Annotated in this window: 24 protein-coding genes; all 24 read right to left on the reverse strand. The window is 36.0% G+C overall.

Annotated features, from left to right (window positions below; genetic code table 11):
- Window positions 1-6 precede the first annotated feature (6 nt).
- The 24 genes from HMPREF3106_RS05850 to HMPREF3106_RS05965 all read right to left on the reverse strand — a co-directional run bounded on the left by HMPREF3106_RS05850 (window position 7) and on the right by HMPREF3106_RS05965 (window position 25,663).
- A complete protein-coding gene (locus HMPREF3106_RS05850) occupies window positions 7-822 on the reverse strand; it encodes a PTS system mannose/fructose/sorbose family transporter subunit IID (RefSeq protein ID WP_005605769.1) in 816 nt (271 codons plus the stop codon).
- A complete protein-coding gene (locus HMPREF3106_RS05855) occupies window positions 812-1,612 on the reverse strand; it encodes a PTS mannose/fructose/sorbose/N-acetylgalactosamine transporter subunit IIC (RefSeq protein WP_005605771.1) in 801 nt (266 codons plus the stop codon). The genes HMPREF3106_RS05850 and HMPREF3106_RS05855 overlap by 11 nt, the downstream gene beginning before the upstream one ends.
- A gap of 14 nt (window positions 1,613-1,626) precedes the next feature.
- The gene (locus HMPREF3106_RS05860; protein WP_049554428.1) at window positions 1,627-2,127 is read right to left on the reverse strand and encodes a PTS sugar transporter subunit IIB; all 501 of its coding nucleotides are present in this window, start codon (window positions 2,125-2,127) and stop codon (window positions 1,627-1,629) included.
- Between the two features lie 24 nt (window positions 2,128-2,151).
- Window positions 2,152-3,333, reverse strand: coding sequence for a glycoside hydrolase family 88 protein (locus HMPREF3106_RS05865; protein ID WP_049554427.1), 1,182 nt, complete (start codon window positions 3,331-3,333; stop codon window positions 2,152-2,154).
- A gap of 64 nt (window positions 3,334-3,397) precedes the next feature.
- Complete coding sequence (locus tag HMPREF3106_RS05870) at window positions 3,398-6,712, reverse strand: polysaccharide lyase family 8 super-sandwich domain-containing protein (RefSeq protein WP_070444990.1); 3,315 nt, start codon at window positions 6,710-6,712, stop codon at window positions 3,398-3,400.
- Between the two features lie 132 nt (window positions 6,713-6,844).
- The gene (locus tag HMPREF3106_RS05875; protein WP_070444993.1) at window positions 6,845-7,534 is read right to left on the reverse strand and encodes a GntR family transcriptional regulator; all 690 of its coding nucleotides are present in this window, start codon (window positions 7,532-7,534) and stop codon (window positions 6,845-6,847) included.
- Window positions 7,535-7,635: 101 nt separating this feature from the next.
- Window positions 7,636-8,433, reverse strand: coding sequence for a gluconate 5-dehydrogenase (locus HMPREF3106_RS05880; RefSeq protein WP_070444996.1), 798 nt, complete (start codon window positions 8,431-8,433; stop codon window positions 7,636-7,638).
- 15 nt (window positions 8,434-8,448) lie between these two features.
- On the reverse strand, window positions 8,449-9,279 hold the full coding sequence (gene kduI / locus HMPREF3106_RS05885) for a 5-dehydro-4-deoxy-D-glucuronate isomerase (RefSeq protein ID WP_070444999.1): 831 nt from the start codon (window positions 9,277-9,279) through the stop codon (window positions 8,449-8,451).
- Between the two features lie 427 nt (window positions 9,280-9,706).
- A complete protein-coding gene (locus tag HMPREF3106_RS05890) occupies window positions 9,707-10,228 on the reverse strand; it encodes a YjbQ family protein (RefSeq protein ID WP_049554422.1) in 522 nt (173 codons plus the stop codon).
- Between the two features lie 2 nt (window positions 10,229-10,230).
- Complete coding sequence (locus HMPREF3106_RS05895; protein WP_049554421.1) at window positions 10,231-10,920, reverse strand: triose-phosphate isomerase; 690 nt, start codon at window positions 10,918-10,920, stop codon at window positions 10,231-10,233.
- Between the two features lie 15 nt (window positions 10,921-10,935).
- Window positions 10,936-11,760: a class II fructose-bisphosphate aldolase gene (locus tag HMPREF3106_RS05900; RefSeq protein ID WP_049554420.1), complete on the reverse strand. Its 825-nt coding sequence runs from the start codon at window positions 11,758-11,760 to the stop codon at window positions 10,936-10,938.
- 2 nt (window positions 11,761-11,762) lie between these two features.
- On the reverse strand, window positions 11,763-12,047 hold the full coding sequence (locus HMPREF3106_RS05905) for a PTS sugar transporter subunit IIB (RefSeq protein WP_005605792.1): 285 nt from the start codon (window positions 12,045-12,047) through the stop codon (window positions 11,763-11,765).
- An 11-nt stretch (window positions 12,048-12,058) separates the two neighbouring features.
- Window positions 12,059-13,384 carry a PTS galactitol transporter subunit IIC gene (locus tag HMPREF3106_RS05910; RefSeq protein ID WP_070445002.1) on the reverse strand — a complete coding sequence of 442 codons (1,326 nt, stop codon included), beginning with the start codon at window positions 13,382-13,384 and terminating at the stop codon, window positions 12,059-12,061.
- A gap of 96 nt (window positions 13,385-13,480) precedes the next feature.
- A complete protein-coding gene (locus tag HMPREF3106_RS05915) occupies window positions 13,481-13,945 on the reverse strand; it encodes a PTS sugar transporter subunit IIA (RefSeq protein WP_070445005.1) in 465 nt (154 codons plus the stop codon).
- A complete protein-coding gene (locus HMPREF3106_RS05920; protein WP_070445008.1) occupies window positions 13,935-15,887 on the reverse strand; it encodes a BglG family transcription antiterminator in 1,953 nt (650 codons plus the stop codon). The genes HMPREF3106_RS05915 and HMPREF3106_RS05920 overlap by 11 nt, the downstream gene beginning before the upstream one ends.
- A 275-nt stretch (window positions 15,888-16,162) precedes the next feature.
- The gene (gene rhaD / locus HMPREF3106_RS05925) at window positions 16,163-16,999 is read right to left on the reverse strand and encodes a rhamnulose-1-phosphate aldolase (RefSeq protein ID WP_070445011.1); all 837 of its coding nucleotides are present in this window, start codon (window positions 16,997-16,999) and stop codon (window positions 16,163-16,165) included.
- Window positions 17,000-17,081: 82 nt separating this feature from the next.
- Window positions 17,082-17,438 carry a cupin domain-containing protein gene (locus HMPREF3106_RS05930; protein ID WP_005605801.1) on the reverse strand — a complete coding sequence of 119 codons (357 nt, stop codon included), beginning with the start codon at window positions 17,436-17,438 and terminating at the stop codon, window positions 17,082-17,084.
- A gap of 15 nt (window positions 17,439-17,453) precedes the next feature.
- The gene (gene lsrK / locus HMPREF3106_RS05935; RefSeq protein ID WP_070445014.1) at window positions 17,454-19,025 is read right to left on the reverse strand and encodes an autoinducer-2 kinase; all 1,572 of its coding nucleotides are present in this window, start codon (window positions 19,023-19,025) and stop codon (window positions 17,454-17,456) included.
- On the reverse strand, window positions 18,998-19,957 hold the full coding sequence (locus tag HMPREF3106_RS05940) for a sugar-binding transcriptional regulator (protein WP_005605804.1): 960 nt from the start codon (window positions 19,955-19,957) through the stop codon (window positions 18,998-19,000). Before HMPREF3106_RS05940 ends, lsrK begins: the two co-directional genes overlap by 28 nt.
- A 110-nt stretch (window positions 19,958-20,067) precedes the next feature.
- Window positions 20,068-20,949, reverse strand: coding sequence for a 3-hydroxy-5-phosphonooxypentane-2,4-dione thiolase (gene lsrF, locus HMPREF3106_RS05945; protein ID WP_005605805.1), 882 nt, complete (start codon window positions 20,947-20,949; stop codon window positions 20,068-20,070).
- A gap of 11 nt (window positions 20,950-20,960) precedes the next feature.
- Window positions 20,961-22,082 (reverse strand): substrate-binding domain-containing protein, encoded by a 1,122-nt coding sequence (locus HMPREF3106_RS05950; RefSeq protein WP_005605806.1) that lies wholly within the window; start codon window positions 22,080-22,082, stop codon window positions 20,961-20,963.
- An 89-nt stretch (window positions 22,083-22,171) separates the two neighbouring features.
- Entirely contained in the window at window positions 22,172-23,173 is a 1,002-nt protein-coding gene (locus tag HMPREF3106_RS05955; RefSeq protein WP_049554411.1) for an ABC transporter permease, read from the reverse strand.
- A 1-nt stretch (window position 23,174) separates the two neighbouring features.
- Window positions 23,175-24,164, reverse strand: a complete 990-nt coding sequence (locus HMPREF3106_RS05960; protein WP_049554410.1) for an ABC transporter permease — start codon at window positions 24,162-24,164, stop codon at window positions 23,175-23,177.
- A complete protein-coding gene (locus HMPREF3106_RS05965; protein WP_070445017.1) occupies window positions 24,161-25,663 on the reverse strand; it encodes a sugar ABC transporter ATP-binding protein in 1,503 nt (500 codons plus the stop codon). Before HMPREF3106_RS05965 ends, HMPREF3106_RS05960 begins: the two co-directional genes overlap by 4 nt.
- Window positions 25,664-25,841: the final 178 nt, after the last annotated feature.

Raw genomic sequence — 25,841 nt, forward strand, 5'->3', positions numbered from 1 at the left:
ATCACCTTATGCTAAAATTCCTAGAACAGAAGCTAAGATACCAATTGCGAATAATAGGATTAATAATTGATAAGTGTTCCATTTTTTCTTCTTCAATAGATAGAACACTAATACTGTAATTAATACTGGTAATAATCTTGGCATCATTTTATCTAAGATTTTTTGGATAGAAACGATTTGTTCTTCACCAGAACTTACAGTTGTCGCATATTGAATGGCAATTTTAGCTTTTACAAATGAGGCTGCTAATGCAGAGATAACAGTTACCCCAACAATATTGGCTGCTTCAGAGATTTTGCTAATTTGAGCGCTTAAAGTTTTAATAGCATTTGTCCCTAAACGATATCCAAGATATCCCATGAATACTTTGATAGCAAACATACTTAATAACATTGCCAACCAATATCCCATTGGAGCAAATCCTAGACCATCTAGAGCTAAACCTGCAAAGATTGTAGAGAACAATGGCGCTAAACCGAATTGTGCGATAGAATCTCCAATCCCTGCTAAAGGACCCATAAGAGCCATTTTAATACTACGTACAGAATCAATACTTTGACCATCTTCGTACATCGCTAATTGTAAGTTCGAAATAAACGGTACTAAATGTGGACTTGTGTTATAGAACTCCAAGTTTGCTTTAGCAGTTTCTTTTAATTTTTCTGGATCATCTTTATAAATCTTCTTTAAGCCAGGTAAGATAACGTTTAAGTAGCTGACCCCTTGATAAGTATTATAATTGAATCCATTTTGTAAGATGTATGATCTTAATGATGTTCTAAAATAATCACGTTTCGTTAATTTATTTTGTTTAGATTCCATTGCTAAAATCCTCCACTTCGCTAGTTTGAACTGTTTCCACAACTACTTCTTGTTTATTAGAATTTTGGTAGTAAGCAATTAATGCAAATACTGAACCAACTAATGCTACAGCCATTGTTGGTAATTCTAAGTAAGCCACGCAGATATAACCTAGGATTACGTATGGAGTTAATTCTTTCTTCAACATTACAGATAAAATCATTGCAAACCCGATTGCAGGAATTAACCCACCAGCTACACCGAAACCACTAATCAACCATTTAGGTAAAGCATTAACAAATGCTTCTAATGCTGGACGGCTTAGTGCAGATAAGATACCAATAATGAAACCAGCAACAGCTAAACCGATATAAGTTGAGTGTGCAATTAGTTTAAATTTACCAAAGTGACCATTTTCAATCGCTTTTTCAGCCATTTTTGGATTACCAGCGAAGAATGTGTATAAGAATGTTGTAACGAATTGGAATAATACCGCAAATGGGAATGAAAGTGCTAATGCATTTTCAGGTGTAATCCCTTGATCTTTTAATGTAATTACCATAATCGTACCTACGATACCAGGTCCTACTGGGTTAGGTGGAACTGTACCACCAGCACCTACCCCGAATCCCATATAAGCTAATTCAGCTAAAGCTCCGAATGTTAATGCTGTAGGAATATCTCCTAAAATTAACCCTACAAAAAACGCCATAACAATTGCTCTGTTTGTATAAATTCCTAGTAACATCCCTGAATAACAGAATGCTGTCACTAGACCAATCAAAATACCTTGCATTAATGAAATTTCCATTGTTCTCCCTCTTTTCAGCTAATCATTTCTAATAATTTTTCTAAAGTTTGTGCTCCGTCATTTGTAACCGGAGAAGTTTTTGTATTGAATTGAACATTGAATTTTTCTTTCATTGTTCGAAGTGCTTGTTTGTCTTCTTCTCCTAGATAAATGAATTGTGATACTTTATCCTTTCCAGGAGCTGCATGAATGTTACCTACATTCACATATTCCATCGGAAATCCTAGTTCACATAAGCGAAGTGCATCCGCTGGACTGGATACCACTACAAAAATTGTTTGGTGTGGGGCAGCTTTCCAAATAATTTCAGCAGTTCTTTGAATCGTCCAAAAACGTACATTCACTTCTTTTGGCAATACAGTTGTCATTAATGTTTGTTGTAATTCATCTGTTGACACTGCATCATTTGCACAAATGGCTAAGTTAACTCCTAAACTCTTAATCCATAATTGTCCTTGACCATGGATAAGTCTTTCGTCAATTCTGACCATTTTAATGTTTGGTTTGTTTTCCATGTTTTCATTCCTTTCTTTTCTTTTTTACCAGTACATTTCCCAGTCTTTCTTTTTACGCATAAGCGCTTCTAGATAGAAGTAATCACCCCAAATATTTCCCTCGTTAACCCCCTTCCCTGAATGCCATGAATATACTCCTTCATTTAATAAGGCAACGATAGTAGATCCTTTTTTATCCGTATATTTGGTGATTAGGTTATATAGAATTCTGTCTGCCCATTTTTCATACTCTTTAATCGCTTCATTATTTGGAAGCTCTTTAGCCATTTGTTGGATTCCACAAACTGCAATGGCAGCTGCGGAAGTATCTCTTGGTTGGCCCGAAGTATCATCAAAGATTAAGTCCCAATAACATACAAAGTCTTCCGGTACACGGTTTAAGAAGTAATTTGTTACGGCTTGGAAATATTCGACATTAGTTTCTGCCGGAGCATACGCATTGCAAAGTGCAATTCCATAAATTAACCACGCTTGCCCTCTTGCCCATGCAGAATCATCCGAATACCCTTGTCTTGTTTTTCCATATGCAGGTTCTCCTGTTTCTGGATCAAAGTAGAAAGTGTGGAAAGCAGAAGCATCTTGACGAATAGCGTTTTTCAACGTTGTCTTGAAGTGAGCTTTGGCCATTTCTTCATATTTGCTATCTCCAGTTTCATTACTTGCCCAGAATAGAAGAGGAATATTTAATAAGCAATCCACGATTAAGCGGTAGTTATCACGTGCTCCTAATTCTCCCCAAGCTTGAATGAAGTTTCCTTTTTCTTGATATCTTGAAGCGAGTTGGTCCGCAGCTTTAATGGCTGCTTCTTTTGCTTTCTCATTTCCTGTTAGCTTATAAGCGCTGACACAAGAAGGAGTATAAAGGAAGCCTAAGTCGTGGTGATTAACTTCGATTAATCGTTCAATTCGTTCAATGAAGGAATCCACATTCTTTTCGGCAGCTACTTTATATTTCTCTTCCCCAGTAAATTCATAAGCGAGCCACAACATTCCAGTCCAAAAACCATTGGTCCATTCGATATTTTCCATCGGTTTATAGTCATTATCGAATGTTGCTGGCGTTGGGTATTGTTCCCCCAACTGCTCTAAGTTACTATCAATTTTTTCTAAACAAACTTTGATCGCTTCATCTACTAAAGCAGGAGTTAAGACCTCCGCCTCATTCGGTTGATACACTTTCAAAAGTTCGATATTTTTATCAATCATTCTTGCACCTCTCTATAAGGCAACTTAACACGTTAACTCGTTAAGTTCATTGTACCCTATTTTTTTATTTTTGTAAACGTTTTTTTGAAAAAATAAGTGAAATTGTTAATAATAAAATTCCAAGTAACGTATACACTTCAAAATTCTTAGCCCCTGTGGCAGGTAAAGTCTCTTCTTTTGTTGTATTGGAGTCTTTTGAATCTTCTGTGTTTCTAATTTCAGTAGTTGATTCACTTGAACTTTGTTGTGTTTGCTCTTGTGTTTGTTCCTGAGTTGTTTCTTCTTCTGTTTGTTTTTTCACTAAATACGAGTAATATCTAATCTTGTTTTCAACAGTAGGTTCTGTTGAATTTTGTAATTCGTATTTGTCTGTGTTGAGTGCTGGTAGGCCTGCTGAAGGATCTTCTGGATTTAAGAATGCAATATCTAGTTTATTGCCCTCTTTCTTAATGGTATAAATCCCTTTTTCTTTTAATACGAGACCATCTTCTAACGTCAACTCAGAGTCATCATATTTTACAACTCCGTAAATTTGATTCGTCTTATCAAAGACTGCTTGCGTTTTTTCAGAATTTTCTACAACTTGAATGTCATCGTTGTTCTTTTCCTCTTCAAATTCTTTAGCTGAACGATTTGGATAGAGGACATACGCATATTTATTATTCGTAGCATCATGTGGTTGAACAATTGAAATGAAGCTATTTTCTACTTCTTCATCACTTTGTCCTTCATTAATATCCTTCCAAGTTCCTTTACGGTTTTCTTTTTTCACATTAACAGTTGTCGGTTCTAGGAATTTATATCCAATATTCATTTGCGTATTTTTAGATTTTAAGAGTAAATCTTTCACTTGCATTTTGGTATCAGCGTCTGAAACAGGAACTTCTTTTCCGTCTGCAACCACACTATAATCATTCTTCGAAGCACTGCGATTTCTTGATTCTCTTTGAACTTTACGGTTATCGACTACTGTATAAGCTTCATTATCCGTACTGTTCTTAATATCCGAACCGAGGAATACGATTCGATCGCCTAGAATAAACCATGATTTTTTGGCAGTTAGTGTTTTATTCCAGTTTTGGAAGTCCATCGCAACCGTTCCGTATTTATTACCTAGCGCTGTACTTCCAACAAATGAATGATCCATTGTTGTCATCCCAGACCCTTTTGCTCTAGCTTCGTTCGTTTCAGTAATCCCTGCTAGTTTATAAGGATCAACGGTTGCCCAATAATCATCACTATAATGACTTAAATCATCATTGTAGAGATAAGAGGCACCATCACTTGTATACCAACCTTTAGCATTTTCTTTATTCATGAATTCGTAGTTTTGAATCTTGTTCGAATACATGCTAATTCCGAAAGCAAATTCACGTTCTTTATTGTAGTAAGCCACTTTGTCCATCGCTTGATAGAGTTTGAGATACGTATCTCTTGGAGTCGCCTCTACCATCTGATTAGACATTAGACTTTCAAAGAGATGAACATCGTAGAAAGACTTCAATGATTTAAAGGTATCGTAGAAATCATCGGAAGAAACGATATCTTTCACTAGTCCTTGAAGTTTCGCTTTTTCTTGTTGATCACTTGCTTCGGCAATTCTTAAAATACCTCTTAAAACTTCCACTGCAGCATAGTGATCATTTTGTACTTTTCTGCTAAGTGAGCGACCTCTTGTCATATCCATCAACCCACCCTTATAAATCAAAGGTAAGAATCCTTGATGAATCCAGTGATAAAGAACATTTAATTTGTCATTACTAATCTTATAAGGACTTGCTTGAATAACAGGGAGTAATTGAGAAAATCCATCAATTAATACATTTCCGTATGCCCCTGTATAAGCAATATTTGTATGATCTACATAAGAACCATCATAGTAGAACCCTTCCCCCTCAGAAACTAATGCTAATACATTACTTACGGCTTGAATTGAGCGTTCTAATTTCGCGTCATCTTCAAGGAGTAGCGCTTCAATGATTTTAACTTTTCCCAAATCTGAAAGGTTCCCACCAACAGCTGTTTTACCACGGTTTTGGCTGACCATGATTTTAGATGGGTCTGGAACCATTTTGCTCACTGGTTTTAAGTATTTCGCAATTTCTTCTTTACTGAAATAACGATTCATAATCGTTAGGATATTGTTGATGGCACGAGGAACTCCAATTTCATAATCCCACCAATTTCCTTTAGATTCAGTATTTTCATTGTAGTAATGGTCATACATGAATTTCATGCTATGTTTGACTACTTGAATAACTTTGTCGTCGTTATAGTATTTTGAGTTTTTATTCGTAACTGATTTTGCAATTTGTTCCACACGTCTATACGTCTTCGTTAAATTGGCTGATTTAGAGTAATCCCCAACTGCATCCCAAATTTTCTTTTCATCATTTGCTAAGAAACTAGATAGATACCCTTCTACTTCTTTTTCATTAATGTTAAAGATTTCTTTCATATAACTACTCTCTGTCGAGTAAAAGTCATTCCCAGAAATCATGGCATCCCATTTTTTTAACAAGTTTTCATAGGTTGCATTTGGTTCAAGCACTTTCAGTGGAACTACTTTATCCTTACTTCCTGGAGCGCTTACAACTAATTCAGTACTTCCAGCCTTTTTAGGAACAATTGCTCCGTTTTCAATGGTAGCAACAGAAGTGTCTTTAATCTTGTACGTATATTTGGAATCGAGCACCCATCGTTTGTCAGTCGTTAAAGTAACTGAATCATCAAAATCAATTTCTTTTGTCTTTTGCGGTTGAGTCTCTTTCTTCTCCTTTTTTTTGGTCAAGCTCACATCATCAAATTGAACTTTTCCTTTTCCTGTTTCAAAGAATAACTCCACTCGGATTTTTGTCGCTTCACTTCCTGCGACAAACTCCTCCGTAATCGTCGTCCAATCGTTATCTCCGACTAAACTCTTGCTATACCAAAGTGGTGAAAGCTGTTTGTTATTGCTGTCATAAGACATAATGCGAACTCTAGCACCAATTTTTGAGTCTAATTTTTCTGTTTTGATTCTCACTGAAAAAGTATACTTTTGATTCGGTTCAACTGGAATATCTTGTCCTACTACCGCTCTCATTTCAGATTCAGCTTCCATTAAAAGATTCGCTTCATCTGTAATTTGAATTTTATACTTTCCTTTTTCTCCTTTAGCAATCCAAGGAGTATTCCAATCAACTGCTGATTTTCCAGTCCATTTTTCCCCTGTATCGAGGGTCGAATCAAACGTTCCATTTTTTACAAGATTGACTGTTTGTTCTGCCTGAGTTTCCTTATGATCCTCAGCATATACAAGATTTCCCTGAGAGACTCCCAGAGACGAAACCAAAGCAAAAGCTAAAACTAAACAGCTCGACCAAACTTTTTTCATCATGACCATACTTCCGTTTTTAACTTAACGTGTTAACCCTATAAATGAATTCTACCACTCCTTTTAGAATTTGTAAACGGTTTATTTAAAAAATTAAAAAAAATAAGAATCCCCCACATTAGGAGGATTCTTATTTTATTCAGCAATCAAATTAACTTCATAAAAATCAGGATGGATAAAGCTTTCCGAGTATTCAATCACTTCTTTGGTTGTATTGTTAAAGATTGTTTTCTTTACAATCACTACCGAATTGGTTTGGAGCTCGTTTGTTTCAAGAATATCCACTGTCTTAAATTCAATCGTCATGCTCATAGGCATATTTACTAAGTTATTTTCAATACCCAACTCTTTAGAGACACTTCCACCATCAGTAATATGACGAACTGCCTCTTCACTTAATAAAGTCGTTTGAACAAAACGCTTTTGAATTTTCCATAAAGTATCGTCAATCATCGCTCTTTGAACGATTTCATATAAAGGACCTTTCCCTTCAAATTGACTTAAAACTCGTTTATCTTTACAGATTTGTATCGAAGTCTCTACTCGTTCCGAATTCTTTTGCGGATTGAATTTCTTCGTTAGTCTTTCACTGAAACTAACTTTTCGATGCAACATGTTTTTACGAACGAAGGTCCCTTCTCCTTGTCTTCGAATCAAGTACCCTTCTGCCACTAAATCATTTAATGCTTTAACGACTGTTGTATTACTAACCTGATAGATTTTTTTCAAATCACCTTCGGAATAAATTTTAGAGCCAGGTTTAAATTTGCCTTCGTCAATCTCTTTTAAAATGTTTTGTTTTATAATTTCATACTTTGGTAACACACATAAACACTTCCGTCCTTTTATTTTAAAGTCATCATAACAAAATAATTTCCTCAAGTAAACAGAATAAACACCCCTTCTACGGGAAGGGGCGTTTAGGATTAAGGTTGTTTACCGATGTACGCTAAAATACCGCCATCCACATAGAGGATATGACCATTTACAAAGTCACTTGCACTACTTGCAAGGAAGATGGCCGGACCTTTCAAATCTTCTGCTTCTCCCCATCTTTCTGCTGGTGTTTTTGCGATAATAAATTTATCAAATGGATGTCTTTCTCCATCCGGTTGAATTTCACGAAGAGGAGCTGTTTGCGGTGTCGCAATATAACCAGGTCCAATTCCATTACATTGAATATTGTAGCATCCATATTCTGATGCAATGTTACGTGTTAACATCTTCAATCCGCCTTTAGCTGCTGCATAGGCAGAAACAGTTTCGCGTCCTAATTCACTCATCATTGAACAGATGTTAATGATTTTACCGCCACCTTTTTTAATCATTGAAGGAATAACGGCTTTTGATACGATAAATGGCGCATTTAAGTCCACATCGATGACTTGGCGGAAATCTTCAGCCGCCATTTCATGCATTGGAATTCGTTTGATGATTCCAGCATTGTTGACTAAGATATCAATAACGCCTACTTCTTCTTCGATTTTTTTCACCATTTCTTGAACACCAGGTTCATCCGTAACGTCACAAACATATCCGTAAGCTTTAATGCCTTTTTCCGCATAGTTTGCTAGCCCTTTTTCTACTCCACTTTCATTTCTATCATTAAATACGATAGTGGCACCAGCACTAGCTAACGCTTCTGCAATCGCAAACCCGATTCCGTATACTGCACCTGTTACGAGTGCAACTTTGCCTTTTAATGAAAACATGTCATTTGTCATTTTACTTACTCCTCACTATTTAAGATCTTGCATTGGAACCATATCCATGTCGGTATAGGTGATGTTTTCTCCAGCCATTCCCCAGATGAATGTGTAGTTTGACGTTCCCACACCTGAGTGAATAGACCAACTTGGTGAAATACATGCTTCTTCGTTTCCAACGACTAAGTGTTTTGTTTCTTGCGGAGTCCCCATGAAGTGGAAGACTCTTGTATCAGGTTCCATATCAAAATAAAGGTATGTTTCCATACGACGTTCATGCGTATGACATGGCATTGTATTCCAAGAGCTACCTGGTTCAAGGACTGTGTACCCTAATTGTAATTGGCAGCTTTCGCATTGATTTGGATGAACATATTGATAAATTTTTCTTTGGTTTAATGTATTAGATTCACCCATGCAAAGTGGAACAATTTTTTCAATGCTTAATTTTTTGTTTGGATATTTATGATGTGCTGGAACGGACACAACGTAGAATTTCGCAGGATCTTCAGCAGAAATACTTGAAAAAGCAATTTCTCTTGTCTCTTTTCCGATGTAATATCCATCTTGTTTCACCATATTTTCTGAAACACCATCAATTTCAATGACACCTGGGCCCCCAATATTAATCACACCCATTTCACGTCTTTGAAGGAAGTATTCCACTCCTAACTCTTTAGATAATTCGATAGTTAATTTCCCTTCAACTGGCATTACCCCACCAAAAATCATGCGGTCGTTATGAGTGTACGTTAACTTCACTTGATTTGGTTCAAATACTTTCTCAACTAAGAATTCCTTTCTTAATTGCTCCGTAGAATAATGTCTGATGTCCTCTGGACTGTGTGTATATCTCGTTTCCATAGTTCTCCTCCTTAATTGATTCATAAAAGCTTTTTACTACCAAATCTTTTTTCTCCTTTGGTAGCGCTCTCGCGTTCAGTCTAACACTAAACGAAACCAGTTTCAAGTAAAACTTAACGTGTTAACACGTAAACTTGTTCTTTTTAAAATATTTTCTGGCGTATTTCACAATATGTAGATTGGATGCGAACTTCAAAAACGCCTTAAAATAGATATAAATTAGCATTATATTTTAGTTCGAAATTCTCGGTTTCACAAAGCGAGTTGACAAAAACCTTTTTTGATTTTTTCAAAAAAAGGTGCAATAAGAAAATCTTATTGCACCTAAAATGAATAGATGGCGACCAGTTTTTGGCAATTCTAGTTTTCGTTTTATTCATTTTCTTAACTAGTAATTAAAATATATTGCATGATTATTTTCATGCCTTTATTCTCCTAAAACAATGACTCTATACTTTCTTGTTCTTTCTCGTGTTTTATCAAAGTCGGCAAAATAAACATACCCAGTTTTACCAATTCCTAATTGACCATCCACTACTGCTAATGTTTCACTTGCACCTATAATAGTGGCCTTGATATGCGCATCTCCATTCCAAAGGTAGCTACGATCTCCATTTGGTAGCCATTCTTCTGGGTTAGGCCATGATTCTACTTCTTTATAGTGTGCTTCGCCTGGATAATTGTAACTTTGCGCATTTATATGGGGCGGAACTATACTTTCTAAGATTCGATTCAAATCTAATTGTAAGAAATCCACTCCGTCTTCATCTCGATCATGTGTATCTTCTTCAAAGAAAATAGAACATGTCGTATGTGCTGTTACAACTGTACAAGTTCCCGATTGAATACCACTTTCTAAAATAGTATCTTTTACACTTTGCGTAATATCCACATAGGATACAGCCTTTTCTTTTGTTTCAACTTTAAACTCTTTTTGAAATACACTCATGATTAACCCTCATTCATCACTTGATCAATCGCTTCAACCATTAATCTCAACATTTCTTTTGGATTTTCAGCTTTTACGATACCACTTGTGCAACCAGTACCTTCTGCGCCTAATTTAATAGTCCGATAGACATCCTTTTCATTCATAATTCCTGCACCTTGCATCATAAGAATATTAGGATTTACTGACTTCACTTGTTCATTCGTTTTCACAATATAAGAATCATCGCTGGTTTGTCCAGTACCAATAAGCTCTGTCGGTTCACAAAGCATAATTGTTGGCTCTAACATTGCAAGCATTCTCGCTTCTTGAATAGAATCCGCACATAGAACTGTAATCATTCCTAGTTCTTTTGCTTTATTTACGGACGCCACTACTTGTGATGTTGTTAATGGATGTTCGGCATGGTTTAAGAACGTTGCTCTAGCACCAGCATTATATAACGATGCTGGTAATACAGCTCCCATTCCCCTACCGCAATCAATTCCATCTAAATGTTGAGCCGTTACAATAATATTTTTTGTTTCACTCGCAACTCTACTAATATCTGCATATGGGCAAGTCACAAAAATACTAATTTCAGGATAAACCTCTGCTAAATGGTCCGCTTCTTTAGCTAACTCTAGTAATTCATCACCAAATAAATATGATTTGGGATTGAAGATAAAGAATTTGCTTTTTACAATTTTCATATTTCTCCTCCTAATTTATTTGGTTTCAAATACTTTGTAATAATGTTCAAGAGTATTTTCCATACCCTTTCTTGATAAATTCACAATATCAATATAGTTTTCTACATATCCATCAGCAACTGCTTTGGCACCAGAGTATATAAAATCACTATAAATGTTAATCTTTGAAATACCATGTGTAGCACAACGATTTAGGTTATCATCTCCAGAACCTGACCCGCCATGCAATACCAAAGGAATAGTAAGTGCTTCATTCAACTCTTCTAACCGTTCAAAGTTTAATTTTGGAGTACCTTTATACAACCCATGAGAAGTACCAATAGAAACAGCTAATGAATCTACATTCGTTTCTTCAACAAATTTCTTAGCATCTTCAACACTCGTATAAATGGATTTCACCTCTTCATTATTCGAAGCAGCATTTGCTCCAACAAATCCAATTTCAGCTTCTACATCTACACCAAATTGATGTGCGTATTCCACAACGTCTTTCGTTTTACGAACATTTTCCTCAAATGTATCTAATGAAGCATCAATCATGACTGAATTAAATCCAAGTTCAATAGCACGTTTAATGAATTCAAAATCTTGACCATGATCGAGATGCAACACAACCGGAGTATTTGTTACTTCTTGGAAATAACGTCCAATTGCTGCTGCGTCTTCTAAACTTAAATATTGAGAATGTACTTGTGCATAAGCAAGAATTAACGGTAATTTTCTAGATTCGCTGATTTCACTGTATGCTTTTGCAGAATTCCAATCGATGAAATTAGTTGCTGGAACTGCATAATGCTCTTTTTTTGCATTTCCCAAAACATCTCTCATTCTTGCTTTCATGATTAAGCCTCCAATGCTTGTTTCAATTCATTCCATAAAGAATCGATTCCCATACCTGTAAGTAATGGCAATCCCATAATTACTTTATCTTTTACGGAATCAGGAACTACTGTTGTAGAAATAACTACGTCATATTCATCAAGTCTATTTACTTCTTCTGATACTTTAGATTGGAATACTTGGACTTTATCTTCGTACCCATTATCTTTCAACCATTGTTTTACTTTACCAACTACCACAGTAGATGTTGCGATACCTGAACCACACATAACTAATAATTTTTTCATAATATACACTCCTATTTTGCAGCACGCACTTTGTTAATATAGAATAATCCAGCTAATGAGCCTACTAATACAATCGTTAAAATAACCCATGGAGCTGTTTGTCCAGCAAAGACAAATAACCAAGTTGGCCATAAGCCGCCTTCTGCTAGCGCTGTAATACTTGTATTTCCACCTAAATCAAAGTTAGCTGCTTTTGCTGCTTGCGTAACAAGAGGCGCAACCCATGATGTAATATAGAAAATACTTGTCATATAAATCGCTCCACCGACAACTGTTCGAACAATATTTCCTTTAAATACAGCTGCCATTAAGCAGACTACGAATGGGATTGTTGCAAGGTCACCAAATGGTAATGTTTGGTTTCCAGGCAAGATGACTGCAAGTAAAATTGTAATTGGTACTAAAAGTAATGAACTTGATAATACTGCTGGATGTCCTACTGACAATGCTGAGTCCATACCAATATTTACTTCACGACCTGGGAAACGTTTTTGAACGAATTCGTTAGCAGCTTCTGAGATTGGCGTTAAACCTTCCATTAATAGAGATACCATACGTGGCATAAGAACCATTACAGCAGACATTTTAACACCTAATTGAAGAACTCCTTTTGCATCATAACCAGCTAAAAGTCCCATAGCAATACCAATAATCAAACCTAAAACTGTGCTTTCACCAAACACACCAAATTTCTTTTGGATACTTTCTGGGTTAGCTTCAATTTTGTTAAATCCAGGAATACGGTCAAATAACCAGTTTAAAGGAATCGCAACTAGGAATCCAGGTGCTGAAGTTCCGTGTGGGAATGTAATATTAGGAAATCCATAGAATTTTTTGATTGCTGGTGCAATAAGATCTGCTAATAAGTAAATCATTACTAAATAAGTAGCAGTAGCATATAAACCCAATGTGAAATCTTGTGTAACTGCGTAAACTAGCGAAGCAACAAAGGCTGCATGCCAGAAATTCCACATATCAACCATCAATGTTTTTGTTAACCCTAAGAATAAAAGTAAAATGTTAATACCGATACCAATTGGAATAGCAAGCGAACCTAACAATGTACCATAGGAAATTGCTGCAGCAGCTGGCCAACCAACGTCAATTGTTGTTAAGTTTAAACCAAAACGTTCAACCATTGCTTGAGCCGCAGGTCCTAAGCTACCTCCTAGCAAATCGACTACCATATTTAATCCTACAAAACCAACCCCAACAATAATACCTGATACAAAGGCTTTTTTAGGTTTTGTTCCAAGAGCCATACCAAAAATAAAAATTAAAATTGGTAGAACAACAATGGCTCCTAAATCAATAAATTTTTGAAATAATTCTAACATTATAATTTCCTCCTAATGTATAATAATCAGAATATCAGTCTGATACTGATGATTTAGTAGCTTTCTGTCCTCCTCTCCTATTACTAAACCATTTAATTATTTAATATTTTTTAATGCTAATACTTCTTTTATCTCCGAGTTAGGTGTATTTTCATCCATGCTCAAGATTCTTTCCATTATGTCTTTATCCTGTAAGACTTCCATCAGTTGTTGAAGCATCGTCAATTGACTGTGTGCTTCTTTCAGAGCGAGCATAAAAATTACTCTCACGGGAACTTCAACATCATTAGTTCCCATTTGATAAAATGAAACAGCTTCTTTCAATGTCATTAACGCTATTTGTTCTTTATTCACATGTTCTACATCTGTATGTGGGATAGCAATTCCATACGCTTCAAACTGCAATCCTGTCGGAAAAACATGCTCTCTATCAATAATTGCTTGTTTATAAGATTCTTTTACAATTCCTTTACTGATTAATTTATCAGCCAAATAGCTTAACGCTTCTTCTTTCGTTTTCATGTTTGGAACATTCATTTCAAAGACTTCCTCATTTAGCATTTTGGCTCACCTCCTTTAATAGTCTTTCCTTAATTTCATCACCATTATTCATGAACACCAATTCATTCATTAATTCTTGATTTTCAATCACAGAATATAATGCGATTAAACTATCTTTAAAAATCGGAATATCATTTTCTGCAACGGCAATAAGGATGATTAATTTAACATTATTTTTACCCCAATTAATCGGCTTATCTAATGTCATAAATATTAATTCAGACTGATTAACAAATCTTGGATCACAGTGAGGTAAAGCAACTCCTGTGTATACACTTGTACTACCTAACGTTTCTCTTTCAAGAATTGACTCTTTAAACCCTTGAATTCTTCGATTAGACAGGTCGCATTCATCAATCATTTTCTCAATACATTCTTTTTTATTTTTCACAGATACATGAACTAATTTAGGTGTCTTAATTAATGTTTGTAATGACTCCATGTTAAACTTTCTACCATCTAAACTTGTTCGCATTAATGTGTAATTATCAGTCATATGATCAGTGTAGAAACTTCTTATAGATTCAATTTCCCCTTTTGTAAGAATTGGGCTAACCTCAATCACAGGAATCGTTATATCTGGAAGCGAAATTGTAGAAATAATTAAATCGATATTGCTTAAATCATAAAAATCGATTTCTCGTACACTAATATTTGTAATCTTTGCATCTGCATCAAAAATCTTGTGGAGCTTACTCATGATTAATTCTGAAGTTGCGATACCATTTTGACAGATAACAACGACATTCAAAGGTTTTAGTATTTTTTCAATTGCCAATTGAAAATGAATTACGATAAATGCCAACTCTTCGTTAGGAATATTGATTTCATAGTATTTACCCAAGTCTCGAATAGCGATCCAAATGACATTAAACAAACTAGAATATTGTTTTTTTATTTCCTCTATAGCCGGATTTGTAATGTAAATTTGATTTCGTAATCTGAAAATCATTTTTGAAATGTGGTTTGATAACATCAATTTCAAATGTTTGTCTTTAGTTAAGTCAAGACTAAGTAAACTAGATACTTTTTCGATTAATTCATTTACCTGCTCCTCAATATTTTGAATATAATCAGCTGATTGTATACTAAACCCGTAAGCAAGCAAACTATACGCCATTGCTTCAATCTCATAAGGAGAAATTTCTGAAAAAGGCTTATCAATAATGTTCTCCAACAATTCTCCAGAAAAGAAATAAACTTCTAAGTGGTTAAGATCATTTATCAAGTTACTTGTTCTTTTCGTTAAGTAATTATTTTGATCAGTTCTCTTTTTAAAAACTAGACATTCTGTAAGTAATAACCATGAATAATCATCTGAAAATTGGTGATGATACTTTTGAGATAATCTATCAATAGCCTCTCTACATTTTTCAACATCGCCTTTTGTAAAAAATCCTTCTAACCCTTCTTCACTACGGATTGTTGGATTTTGAGTTATATAAGAATGTAATGCTTTTCTAATACTCCACTCATCACCATCCACATAAAAACAATCATGTTTGATTCGGATTTTCAAATCAAACTCTCCTAAATTGTTCTCTAATTTATCAATATCTCTATGAACGGTTGATTCTGTAACGAACATTCCTTCAGCAAACTCATAGATATCTAATTTATCTTGATTAATAAATAACCTTTTAATAATCTCTGATTCTCTATACTCTGGCGTATAATTTTCTGCCCCAGATTCAAATTTATTCTCCAAAAGAAAAGCATGAATCCTTTTTCTTTCTTCATCAGCAGATAACTTGATTCCTTTTCTTGGAACTTTAATAATTCTGCTGTTCAATGCTCCTTCTTCTAAAAAGTAATTTATTTTGTCAATATCTTGATAAACAGTTTTCGTAGAAACTCCGTACTTTTCAGATAATTGGTTTGCTGAGAGATACTCATTTTGTTTAAGCAAAAATTCTAATAGGAAAATTTGTCTTGCATTCATGCTTTCACTCCCTAATCAATTTATTTCTACTGCAAGCGTTTTATCACACTTCTAGTATATGATATGCCTACAATTATTTTTATTCTTTCTAGTTCCAGATTAATGTGGAACTAATTATATTTTTATCTCTATTTATTATATTTTCATTAACATATAGCAACCATAATTAGATTTAATTTAGGTGTTAATGGGAATATTTCAGATTTTATACTAGACTTTATAAAAAAATAAGAGATAGAACTATGTCTATCTCTTTTCTAATAAAATGAAGATACTTAATTATTTAAATACTTACCTTCTACTCCTAAAACATCACAAACTTTCTTCAAGTCTGCTTTTGAAAGGACGTTGTTTTCGTAGATGCTCTTTCCACTAACACGTTTTAGTTCTAAGGCAATATGTGCTGCTTTATCAGCTGTCTCAATGAGACCAAAGCAGTCCTGGTAGTCTTTTCCGGTTGAAAGCACTCCATGTTTAGCCCAGACAACAAGGCGATGAGTTTCCAGTTCACGGGCTGTATCGTCACCGATTAACTGGGTTCCTGGTACTTCCCAAGGCAACACAGCGATTCCGTCGTGGAATACAACAATAGATTCTGTTAACACTGACCATAAATCAAGCGTTAATGATTCACTCGTTACTTCATCTAATAATGAGTAAATAACAATATTGGTCGCATGATTATGAATCACAACACGGTGATTGGAATCCACTTTTAGACGCGCAGCATGAGCGAGTATATGCATGAAGATTTCACTGGTTGGACGTTTTCCCGTCACGAATCCTGCTACTACTCGGTACCCTTTTGGAGTCAATTGAATGATTCCAGTGTCCTCATGAGGTTGTAAACACAATGTTCTGAAGTGACTTCCTGAAGCGGTGATTAAGAGATATTCTCCTTGTACGTGCTCAGGGACATCAAGCACTTCCACTTCTTTTCTATTTTCAGTGTAATAAGTGTACGAGGTTCCTTCAAGGTCTGCTTCAATCGAACTGGCTTCCTCTTTTGTGAGACGATAACTTACATTACCACCATTGTATTCATCCCACCCCTTATTCCACATGTCATATGTCACATGGCAGAGTTCATAAATATAGTCTGGGTATGTCATACAAATCTCCTTTCATTTCTATAAAAAATTAAAAATTATAATTACAATACCCCCTGTGAATCATTCATCAGGGGGCTCTATTTTAATCTTCAGGCTTGAAATCAGGTGCTTCAATCTTATCCACTTCTTGGAAAGGTGCCAATGTCGATACCATGACAATCGGTTCATCATAAGGATTTTTTACATAATGAACTTCATTAGGTTCAATATGAATAAACTCTCCTTTAGACAAAGTGACTTTTGCATCATCAACATAAATATCAATTTTCCCTTCAAGAACATAGAAATTTTCTTCCATAATTTCATGATAATGCGCTGGAAAATCTTGTCCCGGATTAAATCTTACTACTGCAAAATTGGAACGTGGCCCTTTCATCAAGTACTTTGGCCCACTATCACCAAAACGATAATCTTTCTCTTTTTCATCTAATACAAACATACAATCACTCCTTTATTATTCAGAACCTGGGGCAATCCACATATAATCTGTTAACCCCTTATCTGAAATATTTAGCAACTCTTTATAAAGCACTTGCCAATCATTGAAAATCTCTAAATATTTACGATGATTATCCATATCCGGTTCGTAAACTTTGTCAATTTGAACATATTGGGTTGTTTCTTCTAAATTATCGTAAACGCCACTACCAATCCCCGCTAGAAACGCAGCGCCAAGTGCTGTCGCTTCTTTTTCTTTTGGAGTAATCACTCTGATTCCTAAAATATCTGCAATCGTTTGTGACCATAACTCACTATAAGCGGAGCCACCCGCAAAGAAAATTTCATCTGGTTTATTTCCAGTGATTTCTTCAACCATTTTCAAGTGACCTAAGGTAATCAAACCCGCATTTTCCATAATGGACTTATAAAAGGTTGCTTTATTAAATTTTAAAGGGTCAATTGAAAAGTTTGTGAAAGTTGGGCTCGCGTGCTTCAAATTTCTAAAGTTCATGACATCCGCAAAAATCGAATACATTCCATAACATCCAATTGGAATTTTCTTCGCTTTTTGATCCATGAGCGCATACACAGAAGTTCCTAATTGTTTAGCTAGTTCCACATCTAAGTCTAAAAATGCATCCCTAAACCATCTCATCACGAGACCTGAACTCCAAGCAATTGCTTCTTGTTGCCACACAGAAGGAACCGAATGGCAATTTACTCGAATTCTACCTCTGTCATCCACATAAGGTTTATCGGTATTAAATTCATATTGCCAAAAGCTTCCTCCAAACAGGGCCGCTTGATTTGGTTTAATGGATCCAACCCCAATACAACCTAGTTGAGAGTCTCCACCACCGCAAACTACAATCGTTGATTCTGAGAGGCCAGTTTGACGAGCAGCTTCAGCACTTACATTTCCTACTGGAACCCCACTTTCATAGACAGGTGGGAATATATCATCCTTTAAGCCACATTTCTTCGCTACTTCCGGTAACCATTCGCGTTTAGCTAGGTCAAATAATCCGCTAGTAGAAGAATTACTTGGCTCTGAAACGATTTTTCCAGTTAATTTGAATACAATCCAATCGTTTATCATATTCATATATTTAGCCTTTTGGTAAAGTTCAGGCTTGTTTTTTTGAACCCAAAGCAAACGTGGAACTGCACTCAATGCAAATGTTTCGCCCGTTTCAAGATAGATTTCCATTTCTAACGTAGGATGTTCCCTCTTTAATGAAATCACTTCTTCTTTGGCTCTAGCATCGATGTTAGAAAAACCAATTAATTCCTTTTGATTTTCATCATAAAGAATGAACCCTTCTCTCATTGAATCTGTTGAGATCCCTTTAATATCTTCAGGAGCAATATTATTTTTTTCTATTAGATTTCGAATACAGCGCTGGATAATCTCCCAGTTTTTTTCAAAATCAAAACCTACACTTCCTGGGTATTCATCGTATACAGGATGTTCCCATTCAATTTGCTCAATAGCTTTTTGCACACCGTCTTTTTGGAATAAAATAGCTCTAAAACTCCCTGTGCCTCCATCGAGCGCTAATAAGTATTCTCTTCTTTCTTCCATGTGCAGTCTCCTAATAGAAGCTCTGCTGTGTTTTCATCCGTAATTAATACATTAACAAAACCATGTGTAATGGCAGTATGAATAATTGGAAGTTTAGCGTCTCCTCCAGCTGCAACAATGATATAATCATAATTTTTAAGTTTATCTAGCTTAGTACTGATGATTCTGTCTTCAATCTCATCATCAACGAGATTGCCATCCTCATCCATAAAGTGCATTAGCATATCTCCAACTGCACCTTTACTCTTTAAGCTTTCAAACTTCTCAGGTGTGAGAAGACCTGATTTCAGTATGGTCGAATGTTCTTGCATTCCACCTAAACTAGAAACAACTACATTGATTTTCTCCGTCATTTCGACAATATCGGATACTGATTTTTCTTTCAAAATTGCTTCCGTTAATTCTTTACTACCTACAACTAATGGAGCAGGAATTAAATAGTGTTTAATATCAATGATTCCATTTCCAATCTGTCTGATATAGGGCATTACTCCACCAGTCATGGAGATGACAGATAAATTTTTATCCGTCAATCCTGATAAATGTCTGAGGAAGGCTCCCATTGTTTCACCATAACCAACTCCAACGAATGCATCATCTTTAATTAAATCATTCAGATACATGGCCGTAGCTTGTCCTAAATCTTCCGCTAAGTTTTCATTGCTACTCCATGGCACAACAAAGACATCTTTTAAATTGTATTTTTCTATTAACTGTTGTTCAATCTTGTTTTTATCCCGATAGACTGTCGAAAAGTGGAAACGAACAATTTTCTTTTGACGTGACTCTTCTAACATTTTGATGATTTTAATTCGACTGACAGAAAGACGATCTGCAATCTCTTTTTGAGTCAAACCATCAATATAATAGAGCCATGCAACCTTATAAAGTAATGAATCTTTATAACGTTTATCTTTTTCAGAAAAATCCATTTTATTTACCCTCTTTACGAAAATCTTAACTGAATAAAGTATACACTACCCAAAAGAATTAGGGAAATAACACTCGTCTTCCCTAACCCTTTCATACCTACATTTTCAGATTATCGATTAATTAAATCTGTATAGTATTCAAATGCTTCTTTGTCCGTATATTTTTCATGAACAATTTTTGCAATACTCTTAGCCATTTCTGTTGGATGCATACTTTGGAAAATGTTACGCCCCATATCCAAACCTTTTGCTCCTCCTTGAATAGCTTTATAAGCTAATTCTAATGCTTCTTTCTCAGGTAATTTTTTACCTCCCGCAACGACAATAGGTACCGGACATGCAGCTACTACTTCTTCGAAATTATCACAATAATATGATTTGACTAAATTAGCTCCTAGTTCGGCTACGATACGAGTTGCTAGTTTGAAGAAGCGGTCGGTTCTTTCCATATCTTTTCCGACTGCTACAACTCCCATCGTTGGAATGCCATAACGATTACCAAGGTTAACCGCTCTAGATAAATTATCTAAGCTTGATAATTGTCCTTCAGCTCCGATAAAAGTTTGAACGGCTAAGCAGTCTGCATTTAATCGAATGGCTTCTTCAATATCCACCGCTAAGATTTCATGACTTAAATCATCATTCAGCATGGATGAACCTGAAGTCACTCGTAAAGCTGTTGATTTTCTCCAACTTGGATCAACACTTGTTCGAATCGCTCCACGTGTACCCATCAAGCAATCTACTTCTGGTGCGATTTTTGGAAGCACGATATCTAGACGTTCCAATCCAGCAGTTGAGCCCATGAAATACCCATGGTCAAAAGCAAACATCACTGTATTCCCGCTTTTAGGATTGAAAATATTCGCTAAATGTTTCTTCATTCCGTAATCGACATTATGAGCCCCTTTTACAAAGAATTGATCTAATGTCTTAACCGGTTGATCGATATAATATTCTTTTGAAACTTTTAAACCTTCTAAATCTGCCATTATTTTTCCTCCTAGAAATCGTATTTATCCATATTTTCCTTCGTGAAGATTGTTCTTTCTGGCAATAATACAACCCCACTATCTGGTGAATCTTTATAGTTTGGATCTAAAATAGAGTTATTTTGAACTTCAACTTCTCCAATTCCAGGAACATTAATCTTATCGCCAACTTTAGCTTGATTTCCTGAAGCTAAGTAGTTTGCAAGATACACAGCAAGAGCTCCTTGCACTTTTACATCCCATAGACCCCATTCTTCGATAATGTCATCTTTTGCATATTTCTTAATAGAGTTAGGAGTTGAGAATCCAGTTACAGTAATATCCTTCTTCGTAAGTTTTGCGTTTTGAACCGCTTGTAATTGTCCTGGTAAAGCTGTTGAGTCATTACAAATGATTAAATCAATATCTTTATGCGCTGATAAGATTGATTGACCTACGTTTAAAGCTTGTTGAGCATCTTGGTTACTGTAGTAATTTGATTCATTCACATTTTCCCAGTTTGGATAGTTTTTCTTAATATATTCTTCACCCACTTTTTGCCAAGAGTTTTGGTCTTGTACGGTTGAAGAAGAATAGTGCCATGCATATTTAATCTTGTCTTTCTTAGGATCCTTTCCACGTTTTTCTAATGCATCCACACTCATTTTCACTAACATTTCCCCTAATTGAGTCGGAGTTCCTTGAGATACCATTAAACTACGTGCATCTGGAGAAACGTCTGAGTCCCAAGTAACGACTTTCAACCCTGCCTTTTGAGCTTGTTTTAGGGCATTATCTAGTCCTGTTGGGTCTACAGAAGAAACTGCAATAGAGCCTGCTCCTGTTTGAACCGCGTTGTTGATAATGGTTACTTGGTTGGCTACTGAAGCTACAGGGTTCCCATTATAATCCACTGTAAAGCCTTCTTTTTTAGCCATTTCTTGAGCGCCTAAGTTTCCAGATTCAAAGAAAGAATTCCCTGTTACTTTAGGGATGAAGACTACTTTCCCACCATTGTTTGCAGTTTGAGTTGTTGCGTTTGAATTTGAATTTGAAGTTGAACTTGAATTTTGACTACTGTTTCCACAAGCGCCTAAAAAGAAAGCCGTTGCTCCAACTAGGACACCATACGTTAAAAATTTTCTAAATTTCATGTTAATTCTCCTTTTATAGAACTCATTCTTTTGACAACTTTGCAACTGGGGAATCTCACACTATGAACTATTCATCGCTTCTTTCCTCCTTATTTCTTTTTCATTATTTTTTGGAACACTTTTGAATGAATCATAAAGTTGATAATGAGTGATAGAATCAATAGAATTCCAACTGGAATATCTTGATATTGCGCATTAACTCCAATAAGTGTTAAACCAAATTTCATAAAACCTATAATTAAGGCTGCTAACCCTGTGCCAATAACATTTCCTTTACCACCATAGATAGAAGTTCCTCCTAAAACCACCGCAGTGATAATTGGTAAGGTCAAATCAGCTCCAAAGTCCGGCTTGGCTGTACCAAGATAGGATGTGAGTAGAATTCCTGAAATTGAAGCGGCAATCCCCGATAAGACGTAGGTACTCATTACAACTCTAGCAGTCTTAATTCCAGAGTATTCCGCGGTATTTCGGTTCACACCGATGAGGAAGATTTTTCTTCCGTATTTTGTAAGGTGTAATAGAATAAACGAAAGGATTAATAAGACTGCGAAGATAATGACCTGATTTGGAATCCCAGCGATGTTCCCTGCAGCAATCTCCTGAAATTCAGGTGGAAAATTAGTAATCCCTTGATAAGCTACTACTCCAGCAAGTGCGGGAACGACCAAAGCCAATCCTGAATAGAGGAAGGATCCACCTAGTGTAATGACCATCGGCTGAACTTTTGCATACGCAATTAACATTCCACTAATCAGTCCACAAAGAGCTCCTACCAGTAGCCCAAGAAGCACGGCTAACCAAATATTAAGCCCCATCTTTTGCCAGAGAACCCCTACACAAATTGACGTCAATCCCATAATGGATCCAGCTTGAATATCCATTCCTCCTGTAATAATGACGTAAGTAACCAATAGAGAAACGATACACACCGGAATAAAATTATTAATCGAATTCATTAAAATGAATGGATTCAAGAAACGCGGATTCAAACTTCCGAAAATGACAAACTCTAAAATTAAGAGAAGAACTAAGAAATACTCCCAGCGCCATTTTAGAGAACTGAATATTGATTTTTTGCTCTTTTCCATCTTATTCCCCTCCTTGTTCTACTCTTACGCGGAGTCGTTCTTTTCGAATATTTTCTTGCGTTCTTTGGTTGGAAATGGCTCCAATCACCACAATCGCAATTAAGATTCCTCCAGTAATCGTATTGTTGAATGTTGAAGGGAAGTTTAAGAAGACTAGGATACTACTAATCGATGTCATCAGAATAGATCCAATAATCGCCCCAAATGTTGAGCCTTGCCCTCCTTCAAGAGCAATACCACCAATCACACATGCGGCAATTGCGGTCATTTCATAACCCGTTCCATCCGTTGGAGTCACAAATCCAATACGGCTCGCATATAAGACACCGCCGATAGCCGCAAAGCTTCCACAGATGATATAGCTGAGGAACTTAATTCTCTCTACCGGAATCCCGATGAGTCTTGCGCCATCGATATTATCTCCTACTGCTTTAAAGCTCTTACCCACCATTGTTTTTTTCGTAAAGAAGTAGAGTAAAATCGCAATAACTAAAGCGCTTGCAAATACGTATCCAAAAGTTCCGCCAATTGTTTCTTGAGAGATATTCAAAAATTCATTTGGAAAATCTTGTAACCATTGGCCATTTGTATAGATATATTGGAACCCACGAATAATCCCCATCATTCCAAGCGTCATAATAATCGAAGGAATTTTAAAGAGTACGATTCCAAGAGCATTAATAATGCCTATCACCATTCCTACGATAATCGCTACTATAAATACTGAGAAGATAGAAGCTCCCCCGTTTAACATCTTTCCCGTAATGGCTGCAGTTAAACCAACGATTGCTCCAATGGAGACATCAATTTCGCCTGTGAAAAGAACAAAACACATTCCTAAAGCCACCATCGCATAAACAGCACTGTTATTAACAATCTGGAAAATATTCTCAAGAGCCAAGAACTGTGGATTGAATAATCCTACGACTACAAAGAGTCCAATAATAAAAATGATTGAGACGATTTCTCGCTGTTTGAGTAAATTCTTCATGAGACTTTCTCTCCTTTTACAACACCGAATGAGGCACTCATCAGATTTTCTTGGGTGATTTCTTCACCGACAAACTCTGCATTAATTCTGCCATGATACATCGTTACTGCTCGGTCAGATAATTGAACAATTTCTTCCATATCCGAGGAAATCATTAATATCGCAAGCCCTCTTTCTTTGAGCTCTTGAATGATTTTATACACATCTCCTCTGGCTCCTGCGTCAATTCCTCGTGTCGGTTCATCTAATATTAATAGCTTTGGCATGGAGGCAATCGCTTTGGCAATCACCACTTTTTGCTGATTCCCACCCGATAAGCTACCAATCTCATCACTAACATCCATCGATTTAATCTTGAAGGAGCGTTTGAAGTATTCGTACATTTCTTTTTCACGTTTTCGATTTACGAAGTACCTCCCAATCGACTGAAGAGAAGCCCCCGTGATATTCATCCCAAGATCACTAATCTTAAAAATCCCGTGTTTGAATCGATCTTCAGGTACATAATTAAGCCCGAGGTGAATCACCTCACTTGTTGATTTCCCTGTGATATCGATTTTTCCAAGAAGAACCTTTCCACTATGCACTTCATCTTTCCCGAAAATCGTTTCAGCGAGTTCTGTACGACCTGCACCGACAACTCCCGCCAACCCGAGAATTTCTCCAGGAAATACTTTTAGAGATACACCTTTAAAGCCATTTCCCGAATAGTCCTCCACCGATAAAATCGGTTCGACTGTTCGATCAATGACTCTCCCATCGTCATGATTTCTAAGATCTTCCATATTCGTTCCATCCGGTAACAACGCTTGAATCAACATATCATTGGTAAACTCTTGTGTCTTTCCAGATAAGCTAATCTTCCCATCGCGCATAATAATAATGTCGGTAGCAATCTTAAAGACTTCTGTCAGGCGGTGCGTAATATAAAGAATTCCTACGCCTTCTGACTTTAGCTTCTCGATGAGTTCGAATAAAGTTTCTGTTTCATTAAACGTTAAGGAACTTGTAGGCTCATCCAAAATTAAAACTTTTGGATTACGAATCAAGCCTTTTAGGATTTCAACCAATTGTTGTTCCGCAATCGTTAGTGTATCAGCCCTACGTTCTAGATTAATACCCCATTTTAACTTTTCAATGAGTTTTAGGAGTTTGGCCTTTTGCTCACTGGCATCCCCTGGCAATCCAATTAGAATATTCTCTAAAACAGACATATTCTTAAAGAGCATCGGTTCTTGCGGTACCAAATAAATCCCACTACTTAATGCGACTGCAGGTGTTAAGTTCTTATGAGAAACCTGATTAACAATAATCTCTCCTTTGTCGGATTTGTAAATGCCCATAATAATCTTCATGAGCGTACTCTTACCCGCGCCGTTCCCCCCAATAATGGCGGAGACTTCTCCAGGAGAAAGACTAATGTTAATGCCCTTTAATACATGGTTATCGCCGAACGATTTACAGATGTTTTTACATTCCAGCAACTTCACATTTTCCACGACAACATTTCCTCCTTTACAAATGTTACGTATCTAAACTTTTGTTTCGAATTCATTGTACTCATTTTTTAAAGCGCTGTCAATGACGTAAATTTGATAATTCTATGAATAAAAACGAACGAAAAAAAGAAACCCCGCTAAAACTGAAGTGCACCCTAAAAGTTAGACAGAAAATCTA

The sequence above is a fragment of the Granulicatella sp. HMSC31F03 genome (assembly GCF_001807725.1).
GTDB classification, from domain to species: Bacteria; Bacillota; Bacilli; order Lactobacillales; family Aerococcaceae; genus Granulicatella; species Granulicatella adiacens.